Source organism: Dactylosporangium sp. CS-033363, from assembly GCF_050942475.1.
GTDB lineage: Bacteria > Actinomycetota > Actinomycetes > Mycobacteriales > Micromonosporaceae > Dactylosporangium.
The window spans coordinates 9,061,772-9,083,709 of record NZ_CP192032.1; the positions used below are offsets into that span (position 1 = coordinate 9,061,772).

General features: G+C 71.1%; 17 protein-coding genes, 6 tRNA genes and 1 pseudogene. 12 read left to right on the forward strand and 12 right to left on the reverse strand.

Going from position 1 to position 21,938, the window contains the following annotated elements; genetic code table 11:
- Positions 1-21: 21 nt before the first annotated feature.
- Both ACQPZ4_RS41740 and ACQPZ4_RS41745 read right to left on the reverse strand, forming a co-directional pair.
- Positions 22-2,712, reverse strand: coding sequence for an AAA family ATPase (locus ACQPZ4_RS41740; RefSeq protein WP_433049137.1), 2,691 nt, complete (start codon positions 2,710-2,712; stop codon positions 22-24).
- Between the two features lie 15 nt (positions 2,713-2,727).
- The gene (locus ACQPZ4_RS41745) at positions 2,728-3,168 is read right to left on the reverse strand and encodes a MarR family winged helix-turn-helix transcriptional regulator (protein ID WP_433049140.1); all 441 of its coding nucleotides are present in this window, start codon (positions 3,166-3,168) and stop codon (positions 2,728-2,730) included.
- A 48-nt stretch (positions 3,169-3,216) separates the two neighbouring features.
- On the opposite strand from ACQPZ4_RS41745, the gene ACQPZ4_RS41750 reads away from it, so the two are divergent.
- Positions 3,217-3,564: a nuclear transport factor 2 family protein gene (locus ACQPZ4_RS41750; protein WP_433049143.1), complete on the forward strand. Its 348-nt coding sequence runs from the start codon at positions 3,217-3,219 to the stop codon at positions 3,562-3,564.
- On the opposite strand, the gene ACQPZ4_RS41755 is transcribed toward ACQPZ4_RS41750, so the two are convergent.
- From ACQPZ4_RS41755 to ACQPZ4_RS41765, 3 genes are read right to left on the reverse strand one after another with little or no spacing between them, the layout of a single operon-like run.
- Positions 3,529-3,990: an HIT family protein gene (locus tag ACQPZ4_RS41755; RefSeq protein ID WP_433049146.1), complete on the reverse strand. Its 462-nt coding sequence runs from the start codon at positions 3,988-3,990 to the stop codon at positions 3,529-3,531. The genes ACQPZ4_RS41750 and ACQPZ4_RS41755 overlap by 36 nt on opposite strands.
- Positions 3,987-6,020, reverse strand: a complete 2,034-nt coding sequence (locus ACQPZ4_RS41760; protein ID WP_433049149.1) for an NAD(+) synthase — start codon at positions 6,018-6,020, stop codon at positions 3,987-3,989. The genes ACQPZ4_RS41755 and ACQPZ4_RS41760 overlap by 4 nt, the downstream gene beginning before the upstream one ends.
- Before the next feature lie 48 nt (positions 6,021-6,068).
- Positions 6,069-6,692 carry a hypothetical protein gene (locus ACQPZ4_RS41765; RefSeq protein ID WP_433049152.1) on the reverse strand — a complete coding sequence of 208 codons (624 nt, stop codon included), beginning with the start codon at positions 6,690-6,692 and terminating at the stop codon, positions 6,069-6,071.
- A gap of 415 nt (positions 6,693-7,107) precedes the next feature.
- Between ACQPZ4_RS41765 and ACQPZ4_RS41770 the strand changes: the two genes are divergently transcribed.
- On the forward strand, positions 7,108-7,908 hold the full coding sequence (locus tag ACQPZ4_RS41770) for a hypothetical protein (RefSeq protein ID WP_433049155.1): 801 nt from the start codon (positions 7,108-7,110) through the stop codon (positions 7,906-7,908).
- Between the two features lie 222 nt (positions 7,909-8,130).
- On the opposite strand, the gene ACQPZ4_RS41775 is transcribed toward ACQPZ4_RS41770, so the two are convergent.
- The 5 genes and pseudogenes from ACQPZ4_RS41775 to ACQPZ4_RS41795 all read right to left on the reverse strand — a co-directional run bounded on the left by ACQPZ4_RS41775 (position 8,131) and on the right by ACQPZ4_RS41795 (position 9,577).
- Positions 8,131-8,460: a helix-turn-helix domain-containing protein gene (locus tag ACQPZ4_RS41775; RefSeq protein ID WP_433049158.1), complete on the reverse strand. Its 330-nt coding sequence runs from the start codon at positions 8,458-8,460 to the stop codon at positions 8,131-8,133.
- Positions 8,457-8,829, reverse strand: a pseudogene (locus tag ACQPZ4_RS41780) (type II toxin-antitoxin system RelE/ParE family toxin). Before ACQPZ4_RS41780 ends, ACQPZ4_RS41775 begins: the two are co-directional and overlap by 4 nt.
- Positions 8,830-8,948: 119 nt before the next feature.
- Positions 8,949-9,023: transfer RNA gene (locus ACQPZ4_RS41785), tRNA-Val, on the reverse strand.
- A 35-nt stretch (positions 9,024-9,058) separates the two neighbouring features.
- A tRNA-Cys gene (locus ACQPZ4_RS41790) sits at positions 9,059-9,128 on the reverse strand.
- A 179-nt stretch (positions 9,129-9,307) separates the two neighbouring features.
- Positions 9,308-9,577, reverse strand: a complete 270-nt coding sequence (locus ACQPZ4_RS41795) for a hypothetical protein (protein ID WP_433049161.1) — start codon at positions 9,575-9,577, stop codon at positions 9,308-9,310.
- Between the two features lie 89 nt (positions 9,578-9,666).
- Between ACQPZ4_RS41795 and ACQPZ4_RS41800 the strand changes: the two genes are divergently transcribed.
- From ACQPZ4_RS41800 to ACQPZ4_RS41810, 3 genes are read left to right on the forward strand one after another with little or no spacing between them, the layout of a single operon-like run.
- Positions 9,667-10,089, forward strand: coding sequence for a GntR family transcriptional regulator (locus ACQPZ4_RS41800; protein ID WP_433049164.1), 423 nt, complete (start codon positions 9,667-9,669; stop codon positions 10,087-10,089).
- A gap of 16 nt (positions 10,090-10,105) precedes the next feature.
- On the forward strand, positions 10,106-10,846 hold the full coding sequence (yaaA, locus tag ACQPZ4_RS41805; protein WP_433049167.1) for a peroxide stress protein YaaA: 741 nt from the start codon (positions 10,106-10,108) through the stop codon (positions 10,844-10,846).
- Positions 10,779-12,608 (forward strand): hypothetical protein, encoded by a 1,830-nt coding sequence (locus ACQPZ4_RS41810; protein ID WP_433049170.1) that lies wholly within the window; start codon positions 10,779-10,781, stop codon positions 12,606-12,608. Before yaaA ends, ACQPZ4_RS41810 begins: the two co-directional genes overlap by 68 nt.
- A 4-nt stretch (positions 12,609-12,612) precedes the next feature.
- Here ACQPZ4_RS41810 and ACQPZ4_RS41815 read toward each other — a convergent pair.
- A tRNA-Gly gene (locus tag ACQPZ4_RS41815) sits at positions 12,613-12,685 on the reverse strand.
- 71 nt (positions 12,686-12,756) lie between these two features.
- Between ACQPZ4_RS41815 and ACQPZ4_RS41820 the strand changes: the two genes are divergently transcribed.
- The 7 genes from ACQPZ4_RS41820 to ACQPZ4_RS41850 all read left to right on the forward strand — a co-directional run bounded on the left by ACQPZ4_RS41820 (position 12,757) and on the right by ACQPZ4_RS41850 (position 18,920).
- A complete protein-coding gene (locus ACQPZ4_RS41820) occupies positions 12,757-13,803 on the forward strand; it encodes a CapA family protein (protein ID WP_433049173.1) in 1,047 nt (348 codons plus the stop codon).
- A 110-nt stretch (positions 13,804-13,913) separates the two neighbouring features.
- Positions 13,914-13,986 (forward strand) — tRNA-Gly (locus ACQPZ4_RS41825).
- A 14-nt stretch (positions 13,987-14,000) separates the two neighbouring features.
- Positions 14,001-14,071, forward strand: a tRNA-Cys gene (locus ACQPZ4_RS41830).
- Positions 14,072-14,106: 35 nt separating this feature from the next.
- A tRNA-Val gene (locus ACQPZ4_RS41835) sits at positions 14,107-14,181 on the forward strand.
- A 332-nt stretch (positions 14,182-14,513) separates the two neighbouring features.
- A complete protein-coding gene (locus ACQPZ4_RS41840; RefSeq protein ID WP_433049176.1) occupies positions 14,514-16,706 on the forward strand; it encodes a WD40 repeat domain-containing protein in 2,193 nt (730 codons plus the stop codon).
- 73 nt (positions 16,707-16,779) lie between these two features.
- Positions 16,780-18,555, forward strand: coding sequence for a hypothetical protein (locus ACQPZ4_RS41845; protein WP_433049179.1), 1,776 nt, complete (start codon positions 16,780-16,782; stop codon positions 18,553-18,555).
- A gap of 14 nt (positions 18,556-18,569) precedes the next feature.
- Positions 18,570-18,920, forward strand: coding sequence for a death domain-containing protein (locus ACQPZ4_RS41850; protein WP_433049182.1), 351 nt, complete (start codon positions 18,570-18,572; stop codon positions 18,918-18,920).
- 3 nt (positions 18,921-18,923) lie between these two features.
- Here ACQPZ4_RS41850 and ACQPZ4_RS41855 read toward each other — a convergent pair whose 3' ends face one another.
- On the reverse strand, positions 18,924-21,830 hold the full coding sequence (locus ACQPZ4_RS41855) for a PQQ-dependent sugar dehydrogenase (RefSeq protein ID WP_433049185.1): 2,907 nt from the start codon (positions 21,828-21,830) through the stop codon (positions 18,924-18,926).
- Between the last annotated feature and the right edge of the window lie 108 nt (positions 21,831-21,938).

The window sequence follows — 21,938 nt, forward strand, 5'->3', positions numbered from 1 at the left end:
GTCCTCGGCGCGTCCGTGGTACTACGTATCCGGGGTACGGCTCCGCGCGTGCCAGGTCGCCAGTTGCGTGCGGTTGGCCAGGCCGAGCTTGGTCAGGATGTGCTGGACGTGGGTCTCGACCGTGCGCTCGGACAGGTGCAGCTCCTGCGCGATGCTCCGGCTGGTCTTGCCCTGCGCGACGTGGGCGGCGATCTCCCGCTCGCGCTTGGTCAGCGGGCCGCCTGCCAACGCGTGCGCGGCGGTCTGCAGGGGGCGCATGCCGAGTTCTGCGGCTTGCGCGGCAGCTTGTAGCGCGTACTTTTCGGACAGTTCCGGATTTTTCACGGTACGGGCGAGGTGGTAGCGCGCGGTCGCGGCGGCCGGGGGCATGCCGGCCCGCTCGGCCAGGTCGATCGCGGCCCGCAGGTGCTCCTCCGCCTCGTCCAGGCGTCCGAGCGCGGCGGCGCCGATGCCGAGCGGGAGCCGCACCGGCCCCTCGATGATGATGACGCCGGCCCCGCCGCAGACGAACCGGGCCGCGTGCGGGAGCAGCTCGCCGTACATCCGCTCGACCATCGCCGTGTCCCCGAACGCGGCCGCCATCTCGATCAGCCCGCTCGCCGCCGGCAGCCGCACGAAGTCGGGCAGCTCGGTGACGCCGGGCAGCCCGCGGTACCACTCCTCGGCCTCGTCGAGGCGCCCGGCCGCGAACATCCACTTCGCCAGCATGCCCCGCAGCCCCACGGTCGCCGACTCGTCGATGTGCCGCAGGATCGTCTCCTCGGGCCGGTCCGTGAAGTCCCCGACCATGGCGCGCACGGCGAGCAGGTACCCGAACGACGGCAGCGTCGACCCGTCGTGCCCGGAGCGCCGCGACAGCGCGATCGCCGCCTCGCCCAGCTCGATCGCCTCGGCGAACCGGCCCCGCGCGGCCGCGAGGGTGGCCCGGGTCCGGATCGCGTGCCACCGGGCGAGCGGGCTGCGCATCCGCTCGGCCATCGCGGTCAGCGCGGACGACTCCCGGGCGACCGCGGTGAGGTCACCGAGCTGCGCGTACGCGTCGAAGCGCCACAGCCGCCCCCACATCGCCGCGTCGTCGTCGCCGCGGCGCATCCCGAGCAGCCGCGTCCCGAGCGCGAGCCGCTCCTCCGCCCCGGCGGGCCCGGCGCACGCGAACTGCCGCGCCCGCAGCGCCTCGACGACGGCGTGCCGGTCCCCGGCCCGCTCGGCCATCCCCAGCGCCGCGCGGGAGCGCGCGTCGGCGTCGGGCGGCACCCGCCACATCTCCATGACGACCGACCCGGCGAGCAGCCGCGCCCGCAGCCCCGAGTCGTCGTCGGGCAGCGCGGCGAGGGCCTCCTCGGCGAGGGCGCGGCCGGTCGGGTCCCAGAGGAAGTCCGACACGCCCTCCATGACGAGCACGGCGCGCGCGATCGCCGCCCCGTCGCCCCGCTCCCGCGCGATCGCGGCCGCCGCGAGCAGCGAGGCCCGGGCGCCTTCGATGTCGTACCCGCGCTTCTGCGCCTGCGCCCGCGCGATGAGGATCTCGGCGCGCCGCGCTCCGGGTTCGGCGGCGAGCGCCCGCCCGTACCAGTCGGCGGCCTCCTCCCACGCGAGCTGCCCGGCCGCGAGGTCCCCGGCCCGGCGCGCCCACTCGGCGGCGGCCGCGGCGTCCCCGAGCGGCAGCGACTCCAGCAGGTGGTGCGCGACGCGCGGCACGTCACCGCTTCCGCGCAGCGCCTCGGCCGCGGCGGCGTGCATGGCGAGCCGCTCCGCCGTCGGCACCTCGGCCGCCGCGGCCTCGCGGATGAGGTCGTGGGTGAACTGGCCGGCGTCGAGGATCCCGGCCGCGCGCGCCTCGTCGACCGCGGCGATCACCGCGGCGCTGGAGACCTGCGCGACCGTGGCGAGCAGCGCGGTCTCGCCCGCACCGACGACGGCGGCGACGGCCACCACGGCCCGCGTCCCGGGCGTGAGCCGGGCGAGGCGGGCCCGGACGGCGTCCCTGATCCCGGCGGGCAGAGCCCCCGCGTCGGTCATCTCACGCCGCGCGAGCTGCGCCCCGAGCTCGCCGACGAAGAACGGATTCCCCCGCGTGCGCCGGTGCACCGCGGCGGCGACGGCCTCCGGCACCGCGAACCCGGCCACGGCGTCGAGCTGCGCGGCGACCTCGTCGGCGGCGAGCCCTTCGAGCCGGATGCGGTCGACGGCGCTCTCGCGCGCGAGGGCGGCGAGCGCGTCCCGCAGCGCCGGCACGGGTTCGGTGTCGCGGTACGTGGCCACGACACAGACCGCCTCCCGCCCGACGTTGCGCGCCAGGTGCACGAGCAGCCGCAGCGATCCCGGATCGGCCCACTGCACGTCGTCGAGGACCACGAACAGCCCGCCCCGCTCGGCGCCGGCCCGCGCCATGATCTCGACGAGGTTCTCGTTGCGCCGCAACCGCTCGTCCCGCTCGTCACCCGCCGGGTCGATCCCGCCCTCGGCGCCGATGGCGCGCAGGATCTGGTTCACGGCGTACAGCGGCGGGCAGCCGTCGTCGTCGACCGCGCGCCCCTGGGCGCAGCACATGCCGAGCGCCGCCGCGGCCTTCGCGGCCTCCTCGGCGAGCCGGGTCTTCCCGACGCCGGGCTCCCCGCCGACCAGCACGACGCCGCCGGCCCCCTGCCGGGCGGCACGGACCCGCTCGGCGAGCAACGCCCGCTCCCTGCCGCGCCCGACGAACGCGCCCACGCGGCCATCGTAGGGCTAGGTCGACGGGTCCAGCCGGGCCTGGGCGTCGACGAGCCGGCCCATGAGCGCGACCAGCGCCCGCACGTCCTCGTCCGGCCAGCCCGCGGTGAGCTCGCGCAGCACGCCGTCCTGCCAGGCGTGCGCGTCCGCGAGCAGCGCCTCGCCCGCAGGTGTGGCGCCGACCGCGCTGGCCGCGCCGACCCCGCGCGGCGCCTCCCGGCGCAGCAGGCCGAGCCGCTCCGCCCGGGTGATCAGCCGGCTGGCCCCGGACTGGTCCAGCCCGAGCTCCCGCGCCACGTCGTTGACCGACGGCGCCGCCCCGCCGCCGCGCCCCGCGAGGGCGGTGATCGCCTCGAGCACCATGACGTCCCGCCCGCGGTCGGGGTCGGCGCCGGTCCAGCGCCGCGACCAGAACCGCACGAACGCGAACAGGACCCGCCCGCTCCCCGCTTCCATGCGCCCGCCCCCTTGTCGTCCCGTATGCAAAACGCATACGGTGCCATCATGGTAGAGGAAGCGATCAACGCCTGGCACGACGCCGTCAACCGGCGCGACCTCGACGCCGCTCAGGCCGCCGTCACCGACCCGGTCGACGTCTCCGGGCCCCGCGGCGCCGGCCCGATCCCGGCCGCCGACTTCGCCGGCTGGATCATCCGGTCGGGCATCCGGCTGTCCCCGCTCTCGTACCACCCGGCCGGCCCCGGCGCGATGGTCGTCGAGCAGGACGCCCGCTGGAACGACGACGGCGAGCCGGCGCGGGTCGCGACGCTGTTCCGGGTGCGCGACGGGAGAATCGCGCTGGCGCATCGCTTCGCGTCACTGCACGAAGCGCTCGCCGCCGCCCAGCAATGACGCCAGCCGGGCGGACAGTTCGTCCACCTGCGCCACGGGAATCTGTCGCTCGGGCGGCGGCCGCAGCACCCCGAACACCCGCGGCCCGATCAGGTCCGCGGGGTGGTCGGCGGCCCGCGGGACGATGTGGAAATGCACGTGCTCGAAGCCTTCCGCCTCCGAGAGCTGCGCCACGTACGTCTTCACGCATCCGGTCGCCTCGTGCAGCGCGCGGGACAGCCGGACCTGCCACGAACCCAGCGCCGCCGCCTCCACGTCGGTCAATTCGGCCAGCGCGGTCACGTGCCGCCGCGGGACCAGAATCAGCCACCCGGGCAGCCCCGTGTCGAAGGCGTGCGCGACCCGCCAGTGCGCGTCGCCCGCGATTCGCTCACGCAGGGGCAGCGCGTCCGGCTGGGCATTCCGGGTACAACTGAAGCAGCTCACGACAGGTCGAACCGGGCCAGATCGCGCAGCCACGCCTCGGCGTTGCCGTCCGAAGGGGCGCGCCAATCGCCGCGCGGGGAAAGGGACCCGCCGGCCGAGACCTTCGGGCCGTTCGGCAGGGCCGAGCGCTTGAATTGCGCGAACCCGAAGAACCGCTTGCAGAACACCTCGAGCCAGTGCCGGATCTCGGGCAGGTCGTAGGCGACGCGGCGGTGCGGCGGGAAATGCACCGGCCACGCCCCGGCCTCCACGTCGCGCCACGCGTGCCAGGCGAGGAAGGCGATTTTCGAGGGGCGCATGCCGTACCGGAGGACATGGAAGAGCGTGAAATCCTGCAGCGCATAGGGTCCGACCTTGGACTCCGACGACTGCAGTTCCTTCCCCGGCACGAGCTCCGGGCTGATCTCCTGCTCGACGATGACGCTCAGAATCTTCCCGACCGACTCGTCGAACTGCCCGCTGTTGCTGACCCAGCGAATCAGGTGCTGGATCAGCGTCTTCGGCACGCCGCCGTTGACGTTGTAGTGGCTCATGTGGTCGCCGACGCCGTACGTCGACCAGCCCAGCGCCAGTTCCGAAAGGTCCCCGGTGCCGAGCACGATGCCGCCGCGGTAATTGGCGATCCGGAACAGATAGTCGTAGCGCAGCCCGGCCTGCACATTCTCGAACGTCACGTCATACACCGGCTCGCCCGACGCGAACGGATGCCCCAGTTCGGCGAGCATCAATCGGGCGGTCGCGGTGATGTCGAGCTCGTGCACACTCACACCGAGCGCCCGCATCAAGGCGAAGGCGTTTTCTTTGGTACCGCCCGAGGTGGCGAAACCCGGCATCGTGTACGCGAGAATGTCCGTGCGCGGACGGCCCGCCCGGTCCATCGCCCGCGCCGCCACGATCAGGGCGTGCGTCGAGTCCAGCCCGCCGGAGACGCCGATCACGACCTTCGGCTCCCCGATCGCGGAGAGCCGCTGCCGCAGGCCCGACACCTGGATGTTGTACGCCTCGTAGCAGTCGAGGGCCAGCCGCTCGACGTCCGCCGGCACGAACGGGAACCGCTCGACGACCCGCCGCAGCCCGAGGTCGGTCGCGGGCGGGTCGAGGGTGAACGGGATGCGCCGGAAGTCGCCGGTCCGGTCCTGGTGCGTGCGCCGGTTGTCGTCGAAGGAGTTCATCCGCTGCCGCTCCTGGCGCAGCAGGTCGAGGTCGACATCGGCCACCGAACGCCGGTCGCCGTCCGGGAACCGCTCGGTCTCGGCGAGCAGCACCCCGTTCTCGTAGATCATCGTCTGCCCGTCCCAGGACAGGTCGGTCGAGGACTCGCCGAGGCCGGCCGCGGCGTACACGTACGCGGCCAGGCACCGCGACGACGCCGACCGGCTCAGCAGCTTGCGGTCCTCGGCGCGGCCGACCGTGATCGGGCTGCCTGACAGGTTCGCCAGCACTGTCGCCCCGGCGAGGGCGGCCTCGGCGCTCGGCGGCACCGGCACCCACATGTCCTCGCACACCTCGACGTGCAGGACGAACCCCGCGACGTCCTCGGCGGCGAACAACAGATCCGGCCCGAACGGCACCTCGCGGTCCCCGACGAGGATCGTCCCGCCGCGTTCGAGATCGCCCGGGGTGAGCTGGCGCGTCTCGTAGAACTCGCGATACGTCGGCAGATACGACTTCGGCGCGACGCCGAGGACCCTGCCCTTGTGTACGACCACCGCGCAGTTGAAGACCCGCCCCCGATGCCGCAGCGGCGCCCCGACCACCAGGACGGTGAGCAGCTCCGCCGAACCGGCCACGACCTGGGCGAGCGCGTCCTCCACCCCGTCGAGGACGACGTCCTGGAGGAGAAGGTCTTCGATGCTGTACCCGCTGAGCCCCAACTCCGGGAACACGGCGAGCGCGACGCCTTCGTCCGAGCACTCGCGCGCCTGCCGCAGGATCGCCTCGGCGTTGGCGGGCGGGTCGGCGATGGCGGTCCGCCCGGTGCAGGCGGCCACCCGGACGAAGCCGTGGGCGTAGATCGACCGGAAGTTCACGTTCCCATCATGGTCCAACCCCGCCCACCGGCTCCGCGCAGGTTGTTTTCAGCGCCTGACCGGCCCGCGCTCGATCACCAGGGTGAGGTGGCCCGGGTACGCGCGGTACTCGGCGGTCGGGTTCACGATGTTCCCGTCCGGGTCGATCGCCTGGCGCAGGATCGACAGGCACGCGGTACCGGCGGGAATCTCCTGCGACCACCGCTGCCCGGACCGGACCGCGAGCAGCCCGTTGCTGGTCCCCGGGAACGGCGCGAAGTTCTCGTTGCCGGTCGAGTACCAGACCCGCAGCCCGTACGCCACACCCGTGTCGTTGCAGAAGTTCAGCCACGCCGACCGCGGATCGGCCGCCCCGGCCTGCACCGGCGGAATGGTCAGCGAGGTGATCCCCTCGCGCTCGATGTTGATCGGACCCAGCGAAGCGCCCATGTCGTCGTCATCCTCCTCGGCAAAAGCCGCGCCGATCGTCTGCCAGGGTTGCGTACCGTCGGCCCGCGAATCGCCGACGACGGAAAGGTGCCCGTGCGTGAAGTGCCGGTCGCCGTTCTTCGGGTTGTACGGTCGCCAGGCCCACGCCGGGTACCCGCTGACCGCATAACTCGAGAAAATCTGCCCGTTCGAGATCCCGTACTTGACCCGGGCATCCCGGGACCGCCGAATATCGTCGAGCACGGCATGGGCATCAAGCCCCAGATCCGGCCGATTGGGAAAGTCCGCCGCGGTGACGATCTGACTCCCCCACCCAGGAAAATCATGCGGCGTGTGATCCGACGTCGGATCATGCGCCGCGTCCCCGATCAGCCCCCACTCATCGGCCCCGGTCCCAGGCGGCCGCGCCCGCGGCGCCCCGGCCTGTAACTGTTGTTGGAGGACCAGCAACGAGCGTGCGGCTCTCCAGGCCATCGCTACCTCCCGTTGTAGGTATCGACGCCGACGCTATCCCCCCGCCGGAAGATCGACGACCACCATCACTCATCCGGTCGGCCACACCCACATGAACGCGCGTCCCCTCGCACCCCGCCCGGCCAGCTGGCGCCTTGGCTTCCATGCCGCACGCGGCCGCACGGGCCATGGCAAGATCGTCGCCGTGCGGAGGACGTTGATGGTGACCCTCGTGGCGTTCGTACTGGCCACGGCGGGCTGTGACGCGAAGCCGGCCGGCTCGGCTCCGGCGTCGCCAGGGCCTGGCTCGCCCGCGGCGTCGTCGTATGCGAGCGCGCGGGCGGAGCTGGCCGCCGGGCTGGTGCGGACGGCGGCGGTCCCGAGCGCGTACACGGTGGAGACGGCCGAGGAGAGCGGCGCCGTGATCGGCACCATGACCGGCGTCAGCGACCCGGCACGCGAGGCCTCCAGCGGCAGGATCGAGGTCCGGTCCCCCGTCGTGGGCAAGCTCGAGACCACGGTGATCGGCGACGATGTGTACAGCCGCGGCAACGCGAGGGCGCTGACCGCCGACCACTGGACGCACCTGAGCCTCGCGCGGGCGCCGCTGGTCGCGGCGATCGGCTTTCCCGGCATCGTGGCGACGGTCGGCTCGGCCGGCGCCCTCGCCGACGTGGCCCGGACGGGGCCCGGGACGTTCACGGGGCACCTGAACCCGTCCAAGGTGAGCCGCACCTCGTTGTTGTACGGCTGGCATGAGCAGGTCTCGTTCGAGGCCACGCTGGACGGGCAGGGCTACATCACGAGCCTGGTCCTGCACACCTCGCCGGCCGTGGACGGCATGGGGATGAAACCGGAACGGATCACGATCCGACTGAGCGAGTTCGGCACGCCGGTGACGGTCGCCGCCCCGCCGCCGGCCGAGGTCAAGGAGGCCGGCGACGAGGCCTACGCCCTGTACGGCGACGTGTCGATGGCCCCGCCGAGCGGCACCGGCCCAAGTTGATGCCGGTAGACGGCCTCGGCCACGGAGTTCCGGCGTGCCCCACGATGCCCGGCCCTGGGACCGGTACGGCGCGACTGGAATGCGCCCGGAGCAGCCGGCAGGCGGACGGCGGCGGACCAGGTGGCTCAGCCGGACCGAATCTTCGCCGGCCAGGACCGGGAAGTAGGGGCGAGCTAGGGAGTCATGTCACCCAGTCGCCACACAGTCATCGGTCGTGAGACCTCACGCGACTCGCAGCGTGAGCGGACCCCGCGACACGACTATCGAGACCTCGGCGCCGAGGGCTTCGGCGTAGGCGCGCAGCATGTCCAGGCTGTCGACCTGACCGTGCTCGATCTGCGAGATCCGGGCCTGACTGACGCCGAGAACGGCGGCTACCTCTGCCTGGGACAGTCCGGCCGATTTCCGCATCTCGGCGAGCTCGTGCCCGCGGATGCGGCCGACGTTCTCCGCGCGGACCTCGGACCGCTGAGCCTCGGCCTCGGCACTGCCCAGCCACGGCTGCCGCTCCTTCGCCTCGGCCTTGACCTCACTCCATCGGCGAGCGGTCATGATCCCTCCACATTCTTACGTTCGACCAGATATTGCTCGTATCGACTCTCCGCGATCGGAATGTTCTCCCGATACCACTGGATCCACTGACCGGCCTTGTTCCCGGCGACGAGGATCACCGCTTCGCGCTCCGCGTCGAAGATGAACAGCAGGCGGATCTCGGAGCGACCGGTCGAGCCCGGTCGTAGCTCCTTGAGATTGTGCAGGTGGCTGCCGTGGACGCGGTCTACCAGGGGTCGCCCGAGGCCGGGACCCGCCTGCGCCAAGTGGTCGATCGCCTCCATGACGCGGTTGGCGGTGGGTCGGATCGGACTCGCACAGGTCCAGGAACCGCTCGCCGACCGGAGCGAGCAGCACGACCTCCCACATGTCGCCAGTATAAACCCCACCTTATAACCGCGGGGTTGCTGCGCCGTGTCGGAGGCGAGCGCCGCAGGCACTCAACACATGAAAGAGGGCCTGTCGACGAATCGACAGGCCCTCTGAGCTGGTGGGCGATACTGGGTTTGAACCAGTGACCTCTTCCGTGTCAAGGAAGCGCGCTCCCACTGCGCCAATCGCCCTTCAAAGGTGCCACACAGAAAATGCTGCGGCTCCGAGGTGGGAACGGGATTTGAACCCGTGTACACGGCTTTGCAGGCCGTTGCCTCGCCTCTCGGCTACCTCACGGACCCTCCCCCTGGCCAGAAGCCGCGGACGCGGGCGCGGCGTGTTACCTCGACTGGCTCACCCTCACGAAGAGGCGCTGACGACTCCCGAACAGCGCCACGAAGCCCGTCGTCCGTGGGGCGCAGAAGTAGATGTGCCCGATCTGCTTCCGGTGGTCCGATTCGTAGCACGCGGTACTCTAGGCGACGTGGCCCTGCTCGGGTTCCTCTGAGGCCGGTAGCTGCTCACGGGTCGCGCGGAGGCCAATCGGGACGCCGCGCGGGGTGCGGCTGTCCTCGTCGTTCCAGAGCGAGATGACGTGCCCCTCGCCGTACGTCTCGACAATCAGCGCCTTCGCGGCAGCCAGTGACGGCGCCAGCAGCTCCAACCGAATCCCCGGTTCGTCGCCGATCCACAGCAGCGCCCGGTACTCCCGCATCAGCGCCCGTCCCTCGCCGTCCACCGTCACCCCGCGCCTTCAATCCCGCCAAGCGTCTTGTACCGCTGCGGCTGAAGCAACTTCGTTGTGTAGGGCCATAGGGGCCTACATTCACCGCCGTGGACAAACGGGGCCGCAAGGGGCAGGCGCGGTACCGCCACATCGCCGACGCCATCCGCGAACGTATCTACGCCGGGGAGTATGTCGCGGGGCTTCCGCTGCCCTCCGAGGCCCTGCTCACCGCGGACTTCGGCGTCAGCCTCATGACCGTCCGGCGGGCGCTCGCCGTGCTGCGCGAGGAGGGTCTGATCGCCACCAAGCGCGGCCGCGTTGCGCGAGTGCGCAAGCCGCCGCCCCGGCGCCGGGTCGTGCTGCCCGCTGGCGCCACGCTGGTCAGCCGCATGCCCAGCGACGACGAGCGTGCGCGACTGAGCATCGAGCGTGGCGTACCGCTGCTCGAAATCCGCTATGCCGACGGCACCGTTGCGCAAGTGAACGCCGAGACCGTCGAGGTGGTGTCCGAAGAGAACACAGAGCCCTGAGCGGTACTGTCCGCAAGTGCTCATCCTCCTCCCGCCCTCCGAAGGCAAGGCCGACGCCCCCCGGCGCGGGACGCCGCTCGATCTGGCCGGCCTCTCCGTGCCGGCGCTCACCGGCGCCCGCCGGGCCGTGCTCGACGACCTGGTGAAGCTCGCCGCCGAGCCGGACAAGGCGCTCGCCGCGCTCGGGCTCACCGAGGGGCAGCTCGGCGAGGTCGAGCGCAACACCCGGCTGGAGACCGCGCCCGCCGTCGCCGCCGGCAAGGTGTACACCGGCGTGCTCTACGACGCGCTCGGGCTGGCCACGCTCGACCCGGCCGCGAAGCGCCGTGCCGCGAAGCAGCTGCTGATCTTCTCGGGGCTGTGGGGCGTGGTGGGCATCGGTGATCGGATCCCGCCGTACCGGTGCTCGATCGGTGTTCGTCTGCCCGAAACCGGAACGCTCACCGCGCACTGGAAACGCGCACTGCAGGCGCCGCTGGACGAGCTGGCCGGGGGCGGGCTCGTGCTCGATCTGCGGTCGTCGGCGTACACCTCGATGTGGGCCCCGCGCAACTGCGTCACTGTCCGTGTGCTGCACGGGGGCAAGGTGGTCAGCCACTTCAACAAGGCCACCAAGGGCCGCATCGTGCGCGCGCTCCTCATCGCCGGCGCGCGGCCCCGTAACACCGTGAAGCTCACGGAAACGTTGCGTGAACTCGGATATCGCGTCGAGGAACCCCGATCGGGTCAACTGGACATCCACGTGGAGCAGCTTTAGCCATTCGGCTGCGGGGCCCGGCGTCGATCCGGGAACGTCAGGGAATGTGGACCACACGCTGACCCGCCGTACCGTGCTCGCGACCGCCGGCGCCGCCCTCGCCGGGGCGATACCGAACTCCGCCGAGCCGACCGAGGATTGGGCCGCCGCACTGCCGGCCGCCGGGAATGCGCGGCCGATCAGCATGGCGATGCACATTCACGGGCCGTTCAGCGAGGGCACCGCGAGCTTCTCCGCGCACTTCGAACAGGCCCGCAAGCTCGGCGTCGACGTGATCTGGTGGACCGATCACGACTTCCGCATCGCCGCGTTCGGGCACCGCCAGGCCGTGCATTTCGACGGCGCGTCCGAGCCGGAGAACGGCGAGGACTGGAAGTGGGTCAAGGAGACCGAGGGAAAGCCGACCGGCACCGTCACCGCGTTCGTCGCGTCGCCCCATTCGCCGCAGGACGGCACCGGCAAGGCCCTCCGGCTGGCTTCCAAGGGCAAGGGCATCATCTGGTACCGCGGGCAGTCCTGGAACAACACCATGAACGCCTGCATCGCCGACACCGAACTCACGCTGGACCTGTTGCCGGAAACGCTTCCGGCCGACGGCTCCCTGCTGTTCGAGCTGCAATTGTCGAACCATCCCGGCAAGGGGGTGCTGACGTTGCGGTACCAGATCGGGCCCTTCCCGGCAGTCACGCACACGGCCAAGGGGGCGGTCGGGACGGTGCGCCTGCCCATCAAGCCGGCGCAATGGCAGGAATTCACGTTCGTGCTCGTCGACGACGTCGCCAAGCTGTGGCCGGACATCGCCGCCGGCGACAATGCGCTGACCGGTCTGCGGATCGGCACGCAGAATGCGGGCTTCGTCGTCGACCGGCTCACGTTCCACCGCTCGCGGCGCGCCGGGCAGGCCGGTGAGCTGCTGCGGGCCGAGGTCATCGCGGCCGCGGCGGCCAGGCACGGGGCCGGGATCACGCATTACCGGGCGCTGGAGGTGTCGCTGGTGCGGCACCTGAACTGGTTCGGCGGCGACCTGCGGTTCCCGTCCTTTCCGAACCCGCCGATCCGCGACAACAACCCCGACCTGACCGCCTCGATGGTCCGCTACCTCAAAGCGCACGGCGGCCTCGTCTGCTGGAACCACCCGATGGACGTGGCCAAGCGCGACGAGCTCGTGAAGCTGATGCTGGAGCGCGATTTCCTCGGCGTGGACCTGGTCGAGATCGGCCGCAAACCGTACGACGATCTGCTCTGGGTCTTCGATGTCGCGGCCCGCAACGCGCTGTTCTTCACCGCCGTCGGCAGCAGCGACGACCACGACGCCAAGGATTGGGCGAAGGAGCCGGAACACGACATCACGTACGTGTGGGCGAACTCGACGGCGCAGGCGGATCTGCTGGCGGCCCTGGCCAAGGGCGCGGCGTGGTTCACGGATCTGGCGCGGTACCGGGGAAGCCTGGATCTGCGCATCGGCGGCGTTTCGCACATGGGCGCGGTACTGCTGAGCAAAACCCCCGTGACCGTCGAGGCGATCGCGACCGGACTGCCCAGCGGGGCCAAGGCGGAAGTGGTCGTGGGGGTGGCGGACGAGGCGGGAACGGTACCGTCGAAAAAGGTCGAAAAATCGAAGACCGTCACGGTGCAGCCCGGCCACTATGTCCGCGTCCAGGTCCGCCTCGCCGGCGGCGACATCGTGGGAGTGTCCAACCCGCTGTGGGTGCTCGCGAAGGCGCCGAAACGGCCGATTCCCGCGGTTCGCCTGCGGGCATGAAAAGAGCGGACGACGGGATTCGAACCCGCGACCCTCACCTTGGCAAGGTGATGCGCTACCAGCTGCGCTACGTCCGCACTGAGAAAGCAGTGTAGCGCATTGCGCGGCGGGACTGCCGCCGGGGGCGGTCACCCGTTAGCGTGACGCCGTGAAGGTGCGCGTGCTCGCCCTGACGCTGCTGCTCGCGGGCTGCAGCGAGTCCCCCGCGGCCCCTACCCCGCCGGCCGCGGCCGCCGCAAGTCCGGCACCGTCCGTGACGACGTCGCCCCCGCCGGCCGAACTGCGCCTCGCCTTCGCCGGTGACGTCCATTTCATGGAGCGCACCGCCAAGCTGCTCGCGAACCCGGAGACGGCGTTCGGCCCGATCGCGTCGACCCTGGCAGACGCCGACATGACCGTGGTGAACCTCGAGACCGCGATCACGTCGCGCGGGACGCCGGAGCCCAAGACGTACCATTTCCGCACCGAACCGAAAGCGATCGACGCACTCAAGGCCGCCGGAATCGACGCCGTCACCATCGCCAACAACCACATCCTCGATTACGGCCGCGTGGGCCTGCTGGACACCCTGGACGCGCTGCACGCCGCCCAGTACCCGTACTTCGGCGCGGGCAAGAACACCGACGACGCGTACGCCCCGCTGTACACGACGGTGAAGGGCGTGAAGATCGCCCTGCTCGGCTTCAGCCAGGTCCACGAACTCGCGTCGACGTGGGGCCCCGGCCCCGACAAGCCCGGCGTGGCGCTGGCCTTCGACACCAAACGCGCGGTAGCCGCCGTGACCGCCGCGCGAGCCCAGTCCGACCTCGTGATCGTCTTCAACCACTGGGGCGAAGAGGCGAACAGCTGCGCCAACGGCGAACAGAAGACCTTCGCCGCCCAGCTCGCCAAGGCCGGCGCCGACCTCATCATCGGCGCGCACGCCCACACCCTGCAGGGCTCTGGCTGGCTGGGCAGCACGTACGTCGCCTACGGCATGGGCAACTTCCTCTGGTACGGCACCTCCAAGAGCACCGAGACCGGCGTCCTGCGGCTCACCGTGCGGGCTCGCAGCGTCATCCGCACCGAGTTCCTGCCCGCGGTCGTCTCCGACACCGGCCAGCCCGTCCTGCTGACCGGCGACAAGGCCCAGAAACTGACGCAGCGGTACAGCGGGCTGCGCGCCTGCGCCGGCCTGGCCCCGTCGGCGAGCTGAATTTCCGCAGCTCAGACCTGTTCGACGCGCCGAAGCGGGATACCGGTTTGGCATGGGGGTTGGCGGTCGGCTAAAGTTTGCATCCGTCGCCGACGAACGCGGTCGGCGGTGCGGACGTAGCGCAGCTGGTAGCGCATCACCTTGCCAAGGTGAGGGTCGCGGGTTCGAATCCCGTCGTCCGCTCGGGAAGTCACCACGGTGGGGTGGCCGAGAGGCGAGGCAACGGCCTGCAAAGCCGTGTACACGGGTTCAAATCCCGTTCCCACCTCGGAGCCGCAGCATTTTCTGTGTGGCACCTTTGAAGGGCGATTGGCGCAGTGGGAGCGCGCTTCCTTGACACGGAAGAGGTCACTGGTTCAAACCCAGTATCGCCCACCAGCTCAGAGGCCATGTCCATGGACATGGCCTCTTTTGCGTCTTGAGTGCACATCTGAGTGCCGAATTTCGCCGTTCGTCGTCGTCGACCGGCGGCCCGCGGGTCCTCCGGCGGTAACCCTCCGGTCCACGCTTCGCCGGCTCGCTTCGATCCGTGCCGCGGTCGGCGTTTTAACGCGACGCGAATGACGATCTCCCGAGACCCGCGGACGATGAGCCGGGACGAGTTGCTGGCGTACTTCGACGGCGGCGGTGACCTCTCGGAGCTGCTCCGCGATGCCGTCCCGGGCCAACCCAATAGCTCCCACCACACGTGGAGGGCCCAGACTGTACTGATGGCTGACGATGCCGGGTCGGTGTTCGAGCGAGAACTGGTCCTTGCCACCCTCGCCGGATGGGCCGCCCTCCCCGTCGACGGAGTGCGGCGCCTGGTCGGGGCGGCCGCCGCCGAAGACCGGCTCGACCAGCTCATCGCGGCGCCCGGCCTACTCACAGCAATCAACCCAGGCGTACTCCTGACAGCCCTCCAAACCGCCGGCGACCGAGGCCGCATGTGGGCCGCGGTACTCGACGCCGCCGACCTCAACGAGCCGAGCAACACGGCCGACCGGGTGCGGCTCGCGCTCGCCGGGTTCAAAAAAGCTCCAAGATGGCCGGAAGGAACGGCACACCCCGTCTGGAGCACCGCCCCCGCCGCAGCCGCCGCGCCGATGGTCGGGCACACCAACGAGGTGCAGGACGTCGCGGCGGTACCGCAGCAGAACCTGGTGGTCTCCGCAAGCCGCGACGGCACGGTGCGGGTGTGGGACCCCGTCACCGGAGTACAGGTCGGCAAGGAGTTCACCGGCCACACCGGCTGGGTGGAGTCGGTCGCGGTGGTACCGCTCGCCGACGGCCGGACGATGATCGCGTCCGGCGGCGAGGACGGCGCGGTGCGGCTGTGGGACCTCGCCACCGGGCGGGCGGAGGTCCTCCAAGGGCACGGCAAGCGCGTCTCCGCCGTCACTGCCCTGCCGCTGTACAACGGGCGGACCCTCGTGGCCTCCGGTGGCCAGGACGGCAAGGTACGCCTGTGGGACCCCGTCACCGCGAAGGCCGTAGGTGCGCCGATCGACACGGAGCACGACTGGGTCTCAGCCCTGGCCGCGGTCCCGCTGGACGACGGCCGGACGGTGCTCGCCTGGAACGCGGCCCGCGCGACGATCCAGCTCTGGGACCCGATCAACGAGCAGCCCGTCGGAAAGCCGATGCGAGGCCACCACAGATCCGTGACGGCCCTCGTGGCCCTCCCACTCAAGAAGACGCTGCTGGCCTCCGGAGGCGACGACGGAATCCGGCTGTGGGATCCCAACACCGGCGAAGCAGTCGGCAAACCAATGACCGCTCCGGTACTGACCCTCGCCGTCCTCCCACGCAAGAAGCCGCTCCTGATCTCCGGCGGCGGCGACGGAGCGGTCCGGCTATGGGATCCCGACACCGGGGCAGCCGTGGGAGTACCGCTGACCGGCCAGTCCCACAACGTCGCGGGCGTCGCGGCCGTCCCGATGCCCGACGGGCGGACGATGATCGCGTCCGGCGGCTGGGACCTGACGGTCCGCATGTGGGACTTCGCCGCACCGCCGATCACCACGCCGCCGCGGACCGGACACACGCGCTGGGTGCGGGCGCTGACCGTCCTGCAGACCCGGCAAGGAACGCTGGTCGCCTCCGGTGGCCTCGACGACACGGTGCGGCTGTGGGACGCCGGCACCGGTGAGCCGTTCGGCAGGCCGCTGACCGGGTTCAAGGACTCGGTCCGGGCGCTGACCGCACTCGACATGCCCGACGGGCGGACGCTGCTGGCCACCGGCGACGGGAACTACCAGGTGCGGCTGTGGGATCCGCTGTCCGGCTGGCCGGTCGGGCGGCCGATGAGCCAGCGCGGCGAGGTGCAGGCCCTGGCCGCGGTACCCCACGAAGGGCGAACCCTGCTCGCCTCGGCCGGCGGCGACAAGACGGTCCGGCTGTGGGATCCCGACACGTGCGAAGAGGTCCGGGAGCCGATGCGGGGCCACAGGTACGCGGTCAGCGCCCTGGTCGCCATCCCGTTGGAACGGGCGCTGCTGGCCTCGGGAAGCCTGGACGACACGATCCGCCTCTGGGACGTCGAGACCGGCGAGCCGGTCGGCGAACCGCTCACGGGGCACTCGGGGTCCATCCACATGCTGGCCTGGGAGCCGCGCACCGAGCTGCTGATCTCCGCCAGCTCGGACCGGACCCTGCGGTTCTGGGACCCGCGCACCGGAAAACCGGCCGGGGACCCGCTGACCGCGCACGACAGCAAGATCCAGGGCGTGGTGGTCACAGGGACGAACATCGCCACCGTCAGCCTGGACCATTCCCTGCGGTGGTGGGACCTCGAAACGCGCACGCAGGTGGGGCGGCTCGACACCCCGGACGTGATGTGGGCGCTCGCCGCGCTGCCGGACGGGCGGGTCGCGATCGGCTACGGCAACGACATCGCCGTCGTGCGCGGGCCGAACGTTTGATTGAAGCTTGTCTGTTTCGGCGATGCCATTCCGCGATCGCAGCGAAAGGGATCGATTGTACGATCCCAGCACCATGACGCTCGCCACCCGGCGCCTGTGTGCCGGAACGTATCTGGACACGCATTTCTGTCAGCGGGTCCTGCTCGACGCCTACGCCGACCGGTCGCGCTACGTGGCGCCGTCCTACGGGTTCTCGCTCGCCCAGGTCGCCTTCCACGCGCGGCGGGCCTGGTGGCTGGACACCGCCCAGCACGTGCTCGTCACCGGCGTACTCCTCGTCGCCCTGGTCCGCTCCCCGCTCGCCCTCGTGCTGGCCGGCGCGGTCCTCCTGCACTGGCACGCGGCCCTGGTGCTCGGCCGGCTCGGTGGGATGATCGCCCGGTACTTCCGCGAACGCCCGTCCTGGAACCAGTTCTCCGGCGACCTCTGGCTGCGGCTGCGGTTCTCGCTCAAGGCGCTCGTGGTGGCGTGGGCGGTGCTGCTGCTGTCCGGGATCGCGGCGCTCGGCTTCAGCAGCGTGGCCAGCATCTGGGACGGCAACCCGCTCGCCGGGCCGATCGTGGTGACCGTCCGGCAGGCCGCCGCCGACCTCGCGATGGTCGCGCTCGTGGTGCTGCTGTTCGCCCTCGCGCGCCAGGTGCTGCTCGCGCACATGCTGGGGATGGGCGAGGTGCCCAAGGAGCGGCTCAACCGCCGGATGCGATACATGCACGACCAGGAGCGCGAGCCCGTCACCTACTACGCCGACTTCCGGCCGTTCATCGGCAGCGGCGAGGAGCTGCAGACCTGGAGCATGGACCTGCGGCTGCGCAACCGGCGGGCGCCCGGCGACGACGGCGGGTTCGAGCTCGAGGCGGACTCCGAGGTGTGGGAGGACGACGGCCAGGACCGGATCGAGTTCACGTCGCGCAAGCTCAACCGGAAGATGCGCGAGCACCTCGAGCGCCTCGCGACCGACGCGAACCCCGAGGTGAAGCTGTCCGGCCTCGAGATCACCGAGCGCGTCTTCGCGGTCGGGAGCGCGGCCCGCGACATGCCCGCGGCGACCCAGGAGGCGATCGAGAAGGCCCGGACCGATCCGACCGGACCGGCGCGGCACTATCTGTCCTGCCGCGTCGACTCCTGGAAGGGCGAGATCGTCACCAACGTCTTCGTCCACGTTTCGTTGCAAGGGCGGCTCTTGTACGTCGAGTTCTCCGCCTGGGCGCTCCTGCCCACCCGCCCCGACTTCCATGTGCCCGACTCCCCCGGTGCGCTGTGGCGCCACGTGCACCCGGTCGCGATCGGCCGGCGGATGGGCAACCTGCCGGAGGAGATCAGGCGGCTGCCGGCGGCTCTGTGGAGCGTCGCGGTCTTCGCCGGTCGGCGGCTGCCGCGGTTCTGGCGGTCGGGGCCGGCGCGCTCGGCCCGCGACCCCGGCGCCCGGTTCAGCGTGCGGGAGGACGGCGCCGTCTCCCGGTATGTGGCGGGCATCGCCGGATACACGCCGACCGACCTGGTGCCTGTGAGCCACCGCAACGTCCTGCTCATCGAGGAGTCGGACCCGCAGTCCGAGCGCAACGCGCTCAAGGCCCTGCGCGAGGCTCAGCGGCTCACCCGGCAGGCGGCCAGGGCGGTGAACTACTTCCAGATCCGCGACGTCATCCGGCACTCGCGGATCGTCGAGCGGCGGGTCCTCGCCGCGCTCAACGACTTCCTGGTCGAGGAGGGCCTGGACACCACCGAGTACCGCGCCCGGGCCCAGCAGATCATCAACGCGAGCATCAATGTCTTCCAGGCGCCGGTCGACGCGCGCGGAGCGACATTCGGCAATAGTGGCACCAGCCCCGCGAACGCGGGCCGGACCTGACGGCTGGAGGGGCGATGCCCGACAACGCGCAGTACAACCAGAACATCTTCAACGCACCCGTGAACGCCCAGGGCGCCTACTTCGGCCCGGTGCACCACCAGAGTGCCGCGCAACCGGGCGCGACAACCCACAGCGGAAGCCTCAAGCGGCAGATCTGCGAGCGGCTCGTGCAGGACTGGCCGGACCTGGCCGACGAGCTCAGCGTCCCGGTCTCCCACCGCGCCCGCTTCCAGCCCGGCCGGCAACCAGCAGACCTGTGGGACTGGCTGGAGCAGCGCGGCCGCCTCGGGGAGCTCAAGGCCGCGCTGCGCAGCATCGGGCGGGGCGACCTCGCCGACCGGCTCGACGGCGAGGTCGCACCCTGAGCATCACGCCGGGGCGAGGCTGAACTTCTCCCAGGCGCCGACCTCGTTGCGGTTGGCGATCAGCGGCCCGTTCCCGCCCTGATCGGCCGTCACGAACTTCCCGTTGGCGTTGGCCCGGAAGCTCACCGTCCCGTCCGGGTTGTTCACCATCTGGAACATCTCCCACGCCCCGACGACGCCGCGGTTCGCGATCAGCGGGCCGTTGCCGCCGTTCGCCGCCGACACGTACTGGTAGTTGGCGTGCGAGATCAGCGCCACGTAGCCGTTGCCGAGGTCCAGGACGTCGTAGGTCTCCCAGGCGCCGACCTGGCCGCGGTTGGCGATCAGCGGGCCGTTGCCGCCGTTGGACGCGGACACCAGCAGGTTGTTGATGTACGCGGTGACGCTGACCGTGGTCGGGGCCTTGACCTTGGTGAACCGCTCCCAGGCGCCGACGGTGTCGCGGTTGGCGATGAGCGGCGCGTTGCCGCCCTGGTCGGCGGTCACGTACTTGCCGTTGGCGTTGGCCTTGAGGCTGACCGTGCCGTCGCCGTTGTCGATGAACTGGAACTTCTCCCAGTCGCCGACGGTGTCGCGGTTGGCGATCAGCGGGTTGTTGCCGCCGGCCTCGGCCGTGACGAACTTGAGGTTCGCGCGGCTGCGCAGGCCGACGAAGCCGCCACCGACGTCCATCACGTCGAACTGCTCCCAGAAGCCGACCACGCCGCGGTTGGCGATCAGCGGGAGGCCGCCGCCGTTGGCCGCCGAGACGTACTGCCCGTTGGCCCCCGCCCGCAGCTCGATCGGCGGGATGCCGTTGTAGGTGGCGGTGTACGTGGTCGCCGAGGCCGGGGCGGTCAGCGTGTGGGTCTGCGCGCCGCCGTCCGACCAGGAGCCGTAGCCGTAGGTCATCGCGGCCGTCGTCTGCGGGCCCGGGGCGCTGATGGTGTTGGTCGAGCCGACGATCACCTTGCGGGTGAACGGCGTGACCCCGGCCGTCGAGCCGACCGCGAGCTGCAGCCCGGACGGCTTGGAGGCGAAGGACATGTCGACCGTCTTGGGCTGCAGGTCGACGGTGGAGACGCTGGTCAGGCCGCCGGAGTCGGTGGCCGTCAGGCGCAGCCGCAGGTAGGACGGGTACTCGTGGTCGGGCGCCGGGAACGAGCCGCTCGCCACGCCGTTGAAGGTCTGCAGGAAGTGCGTGTGGCACGCGTCGGGGGTCGTGCAGTGCTCCAGCAGCACCTCCCACTTCAGCGCCGAGGCCGGCAGGTTGCCCTGCTGCGGGTCGGTGGCGTGGCCGGAGAACGACACCGTGTCCCCGACGCCCCACTTGAAGGTGGCCGTCGGCGAGTCGATCGCGGCCGTCGGCGAGCCGTTGCCCGCGGTGATGGTGACCGAGGACGTGTCGCTGGCCCCGAGCGGGTCGGTGACCTTCAGCTGGGCCGAGTAGCCGCCGTCGCTCGTGTACGTATGGCTGGCCGTCACCCCGGTCGCGTCGAACGTGCCGTTGCCGTCGAAGTCCCACTGGTACGTGAGCTGGTTCTGGTCGGCCACGTCCTGGTCGGTCGAGGCGGACGCGTTGAAGGTCACCGCGAGCGGCGTGGTGCCGGAGGTCGGGGTGGCCGTGAACGAGGCGATCGGCGGGCGGTTGGTCGGGAAGTACCGGATCCGGCGGATGGTGCCGCCGACCATGTCCACGTAGTACAGGTCGTCGCCGGGGCCCATGGTGATGTAGGCCGGGGTCGACGCGCCGCCCGCGAACGTCTGGATCTGCGCCGGGTCGGGCAGGCCGTTGGCGCCCTTCATCATCGCCCAGATGCAGCCGCGCGAGTAGTCGGCGAAGAACAGGGCGCCGTTGTACGCCGACGGGTACGAGCCGCCGCCGGTCGGGTAGAACGCGAGGCCGGTGACCGACGAGCCGCCGGAGCCGCACGCCTCGCCGGGGACGACCTGGCTCATGTGGTTGTACGTGTAGTACGGCCCGGTCTGCCCGGACCCGGTGTACAGGCTCTGGCAGATCGGCAGCGCCGCGCCCTCGTAGCCCGGCTGCACGGCGTTGCCCTCGTAGCAGGGCCAGCCGAAGTTGGTGGCGGTGCCGGCCGGGTTGGTGATCCGGTTGATCTCCTCCCACGAGTTCCAGCCGACGTCGCCGGTCCAGATCTCGCCGGTGCCCGGGCGGGTGGTGAACCGGAACGGGTTGCGCAGGCCGTAGCCGACGATCTTGGCGCCGGCCGGGTTGGCCGGGTCGACGCGGACGATCGAGCCGGAGAACCGCAGCGGGTCACCGGTCGTGCGCAGGTCCTGGGAGCGCAGCGCGCCGCCCTCCATCGCCGGGTCGCCGCACGGGTTGGCCGGGGTGCCGAACTGGCCGTAGTCGGCGCCGCCGAAGCTGGCCCCGTCGCCGCCGGAGACGTAGAGCGCGCCGTCGGAGCCGAAGTGCAGGTCGCCGATGGAGTGGCTGGGGAACTGCTGGCACCAGTCGGTGATCAGCGGCTGCTCGGTGCCGGTCCAGGCGTTGCCGTTGGCGGTCAGCTTCGACAGCCGGCCGCTCATGACGCAGTTGCCGCCGGCGCCGCCGCCGGGGACCACGCAGTCGTCGCCGTAGGTCGGGGCGGCGCCGCCGATCGGGGCGTCGTAGGCGTACAGCACGTAGACCGAGGGGTCGGCCGGGAACGTCGGCGCGAGCGCGAGGCCCAGCATGCCGCGGTCCCAGTAGTCGTGCACCTTGCTGGAGAGGTCGGCGAACACGGACGGGCTCGGGTCCGACAGGTTGTCGAAGACCTTGACCACGCCGTTCTTCTGCGCGACGAAGACGCGCCCGTCCGAGGCGAACTGCACGCTCGTGGGCTGCGTCAGGCCGCTGAACACGACCTGCTCCTGGAAACCGTTCGGCAGCGTCGCCGCATTCGCGGCGGAATGCCCGAAATTCAATGCAATTACTGCGCCCGCGAGGGCTACTGCACCGGTTGTCAAAAACGACAAACGCCGACGCAACGACATTTTTTGCACTCCCTGTTGATGGGCCCCGTCCCCAAAGTG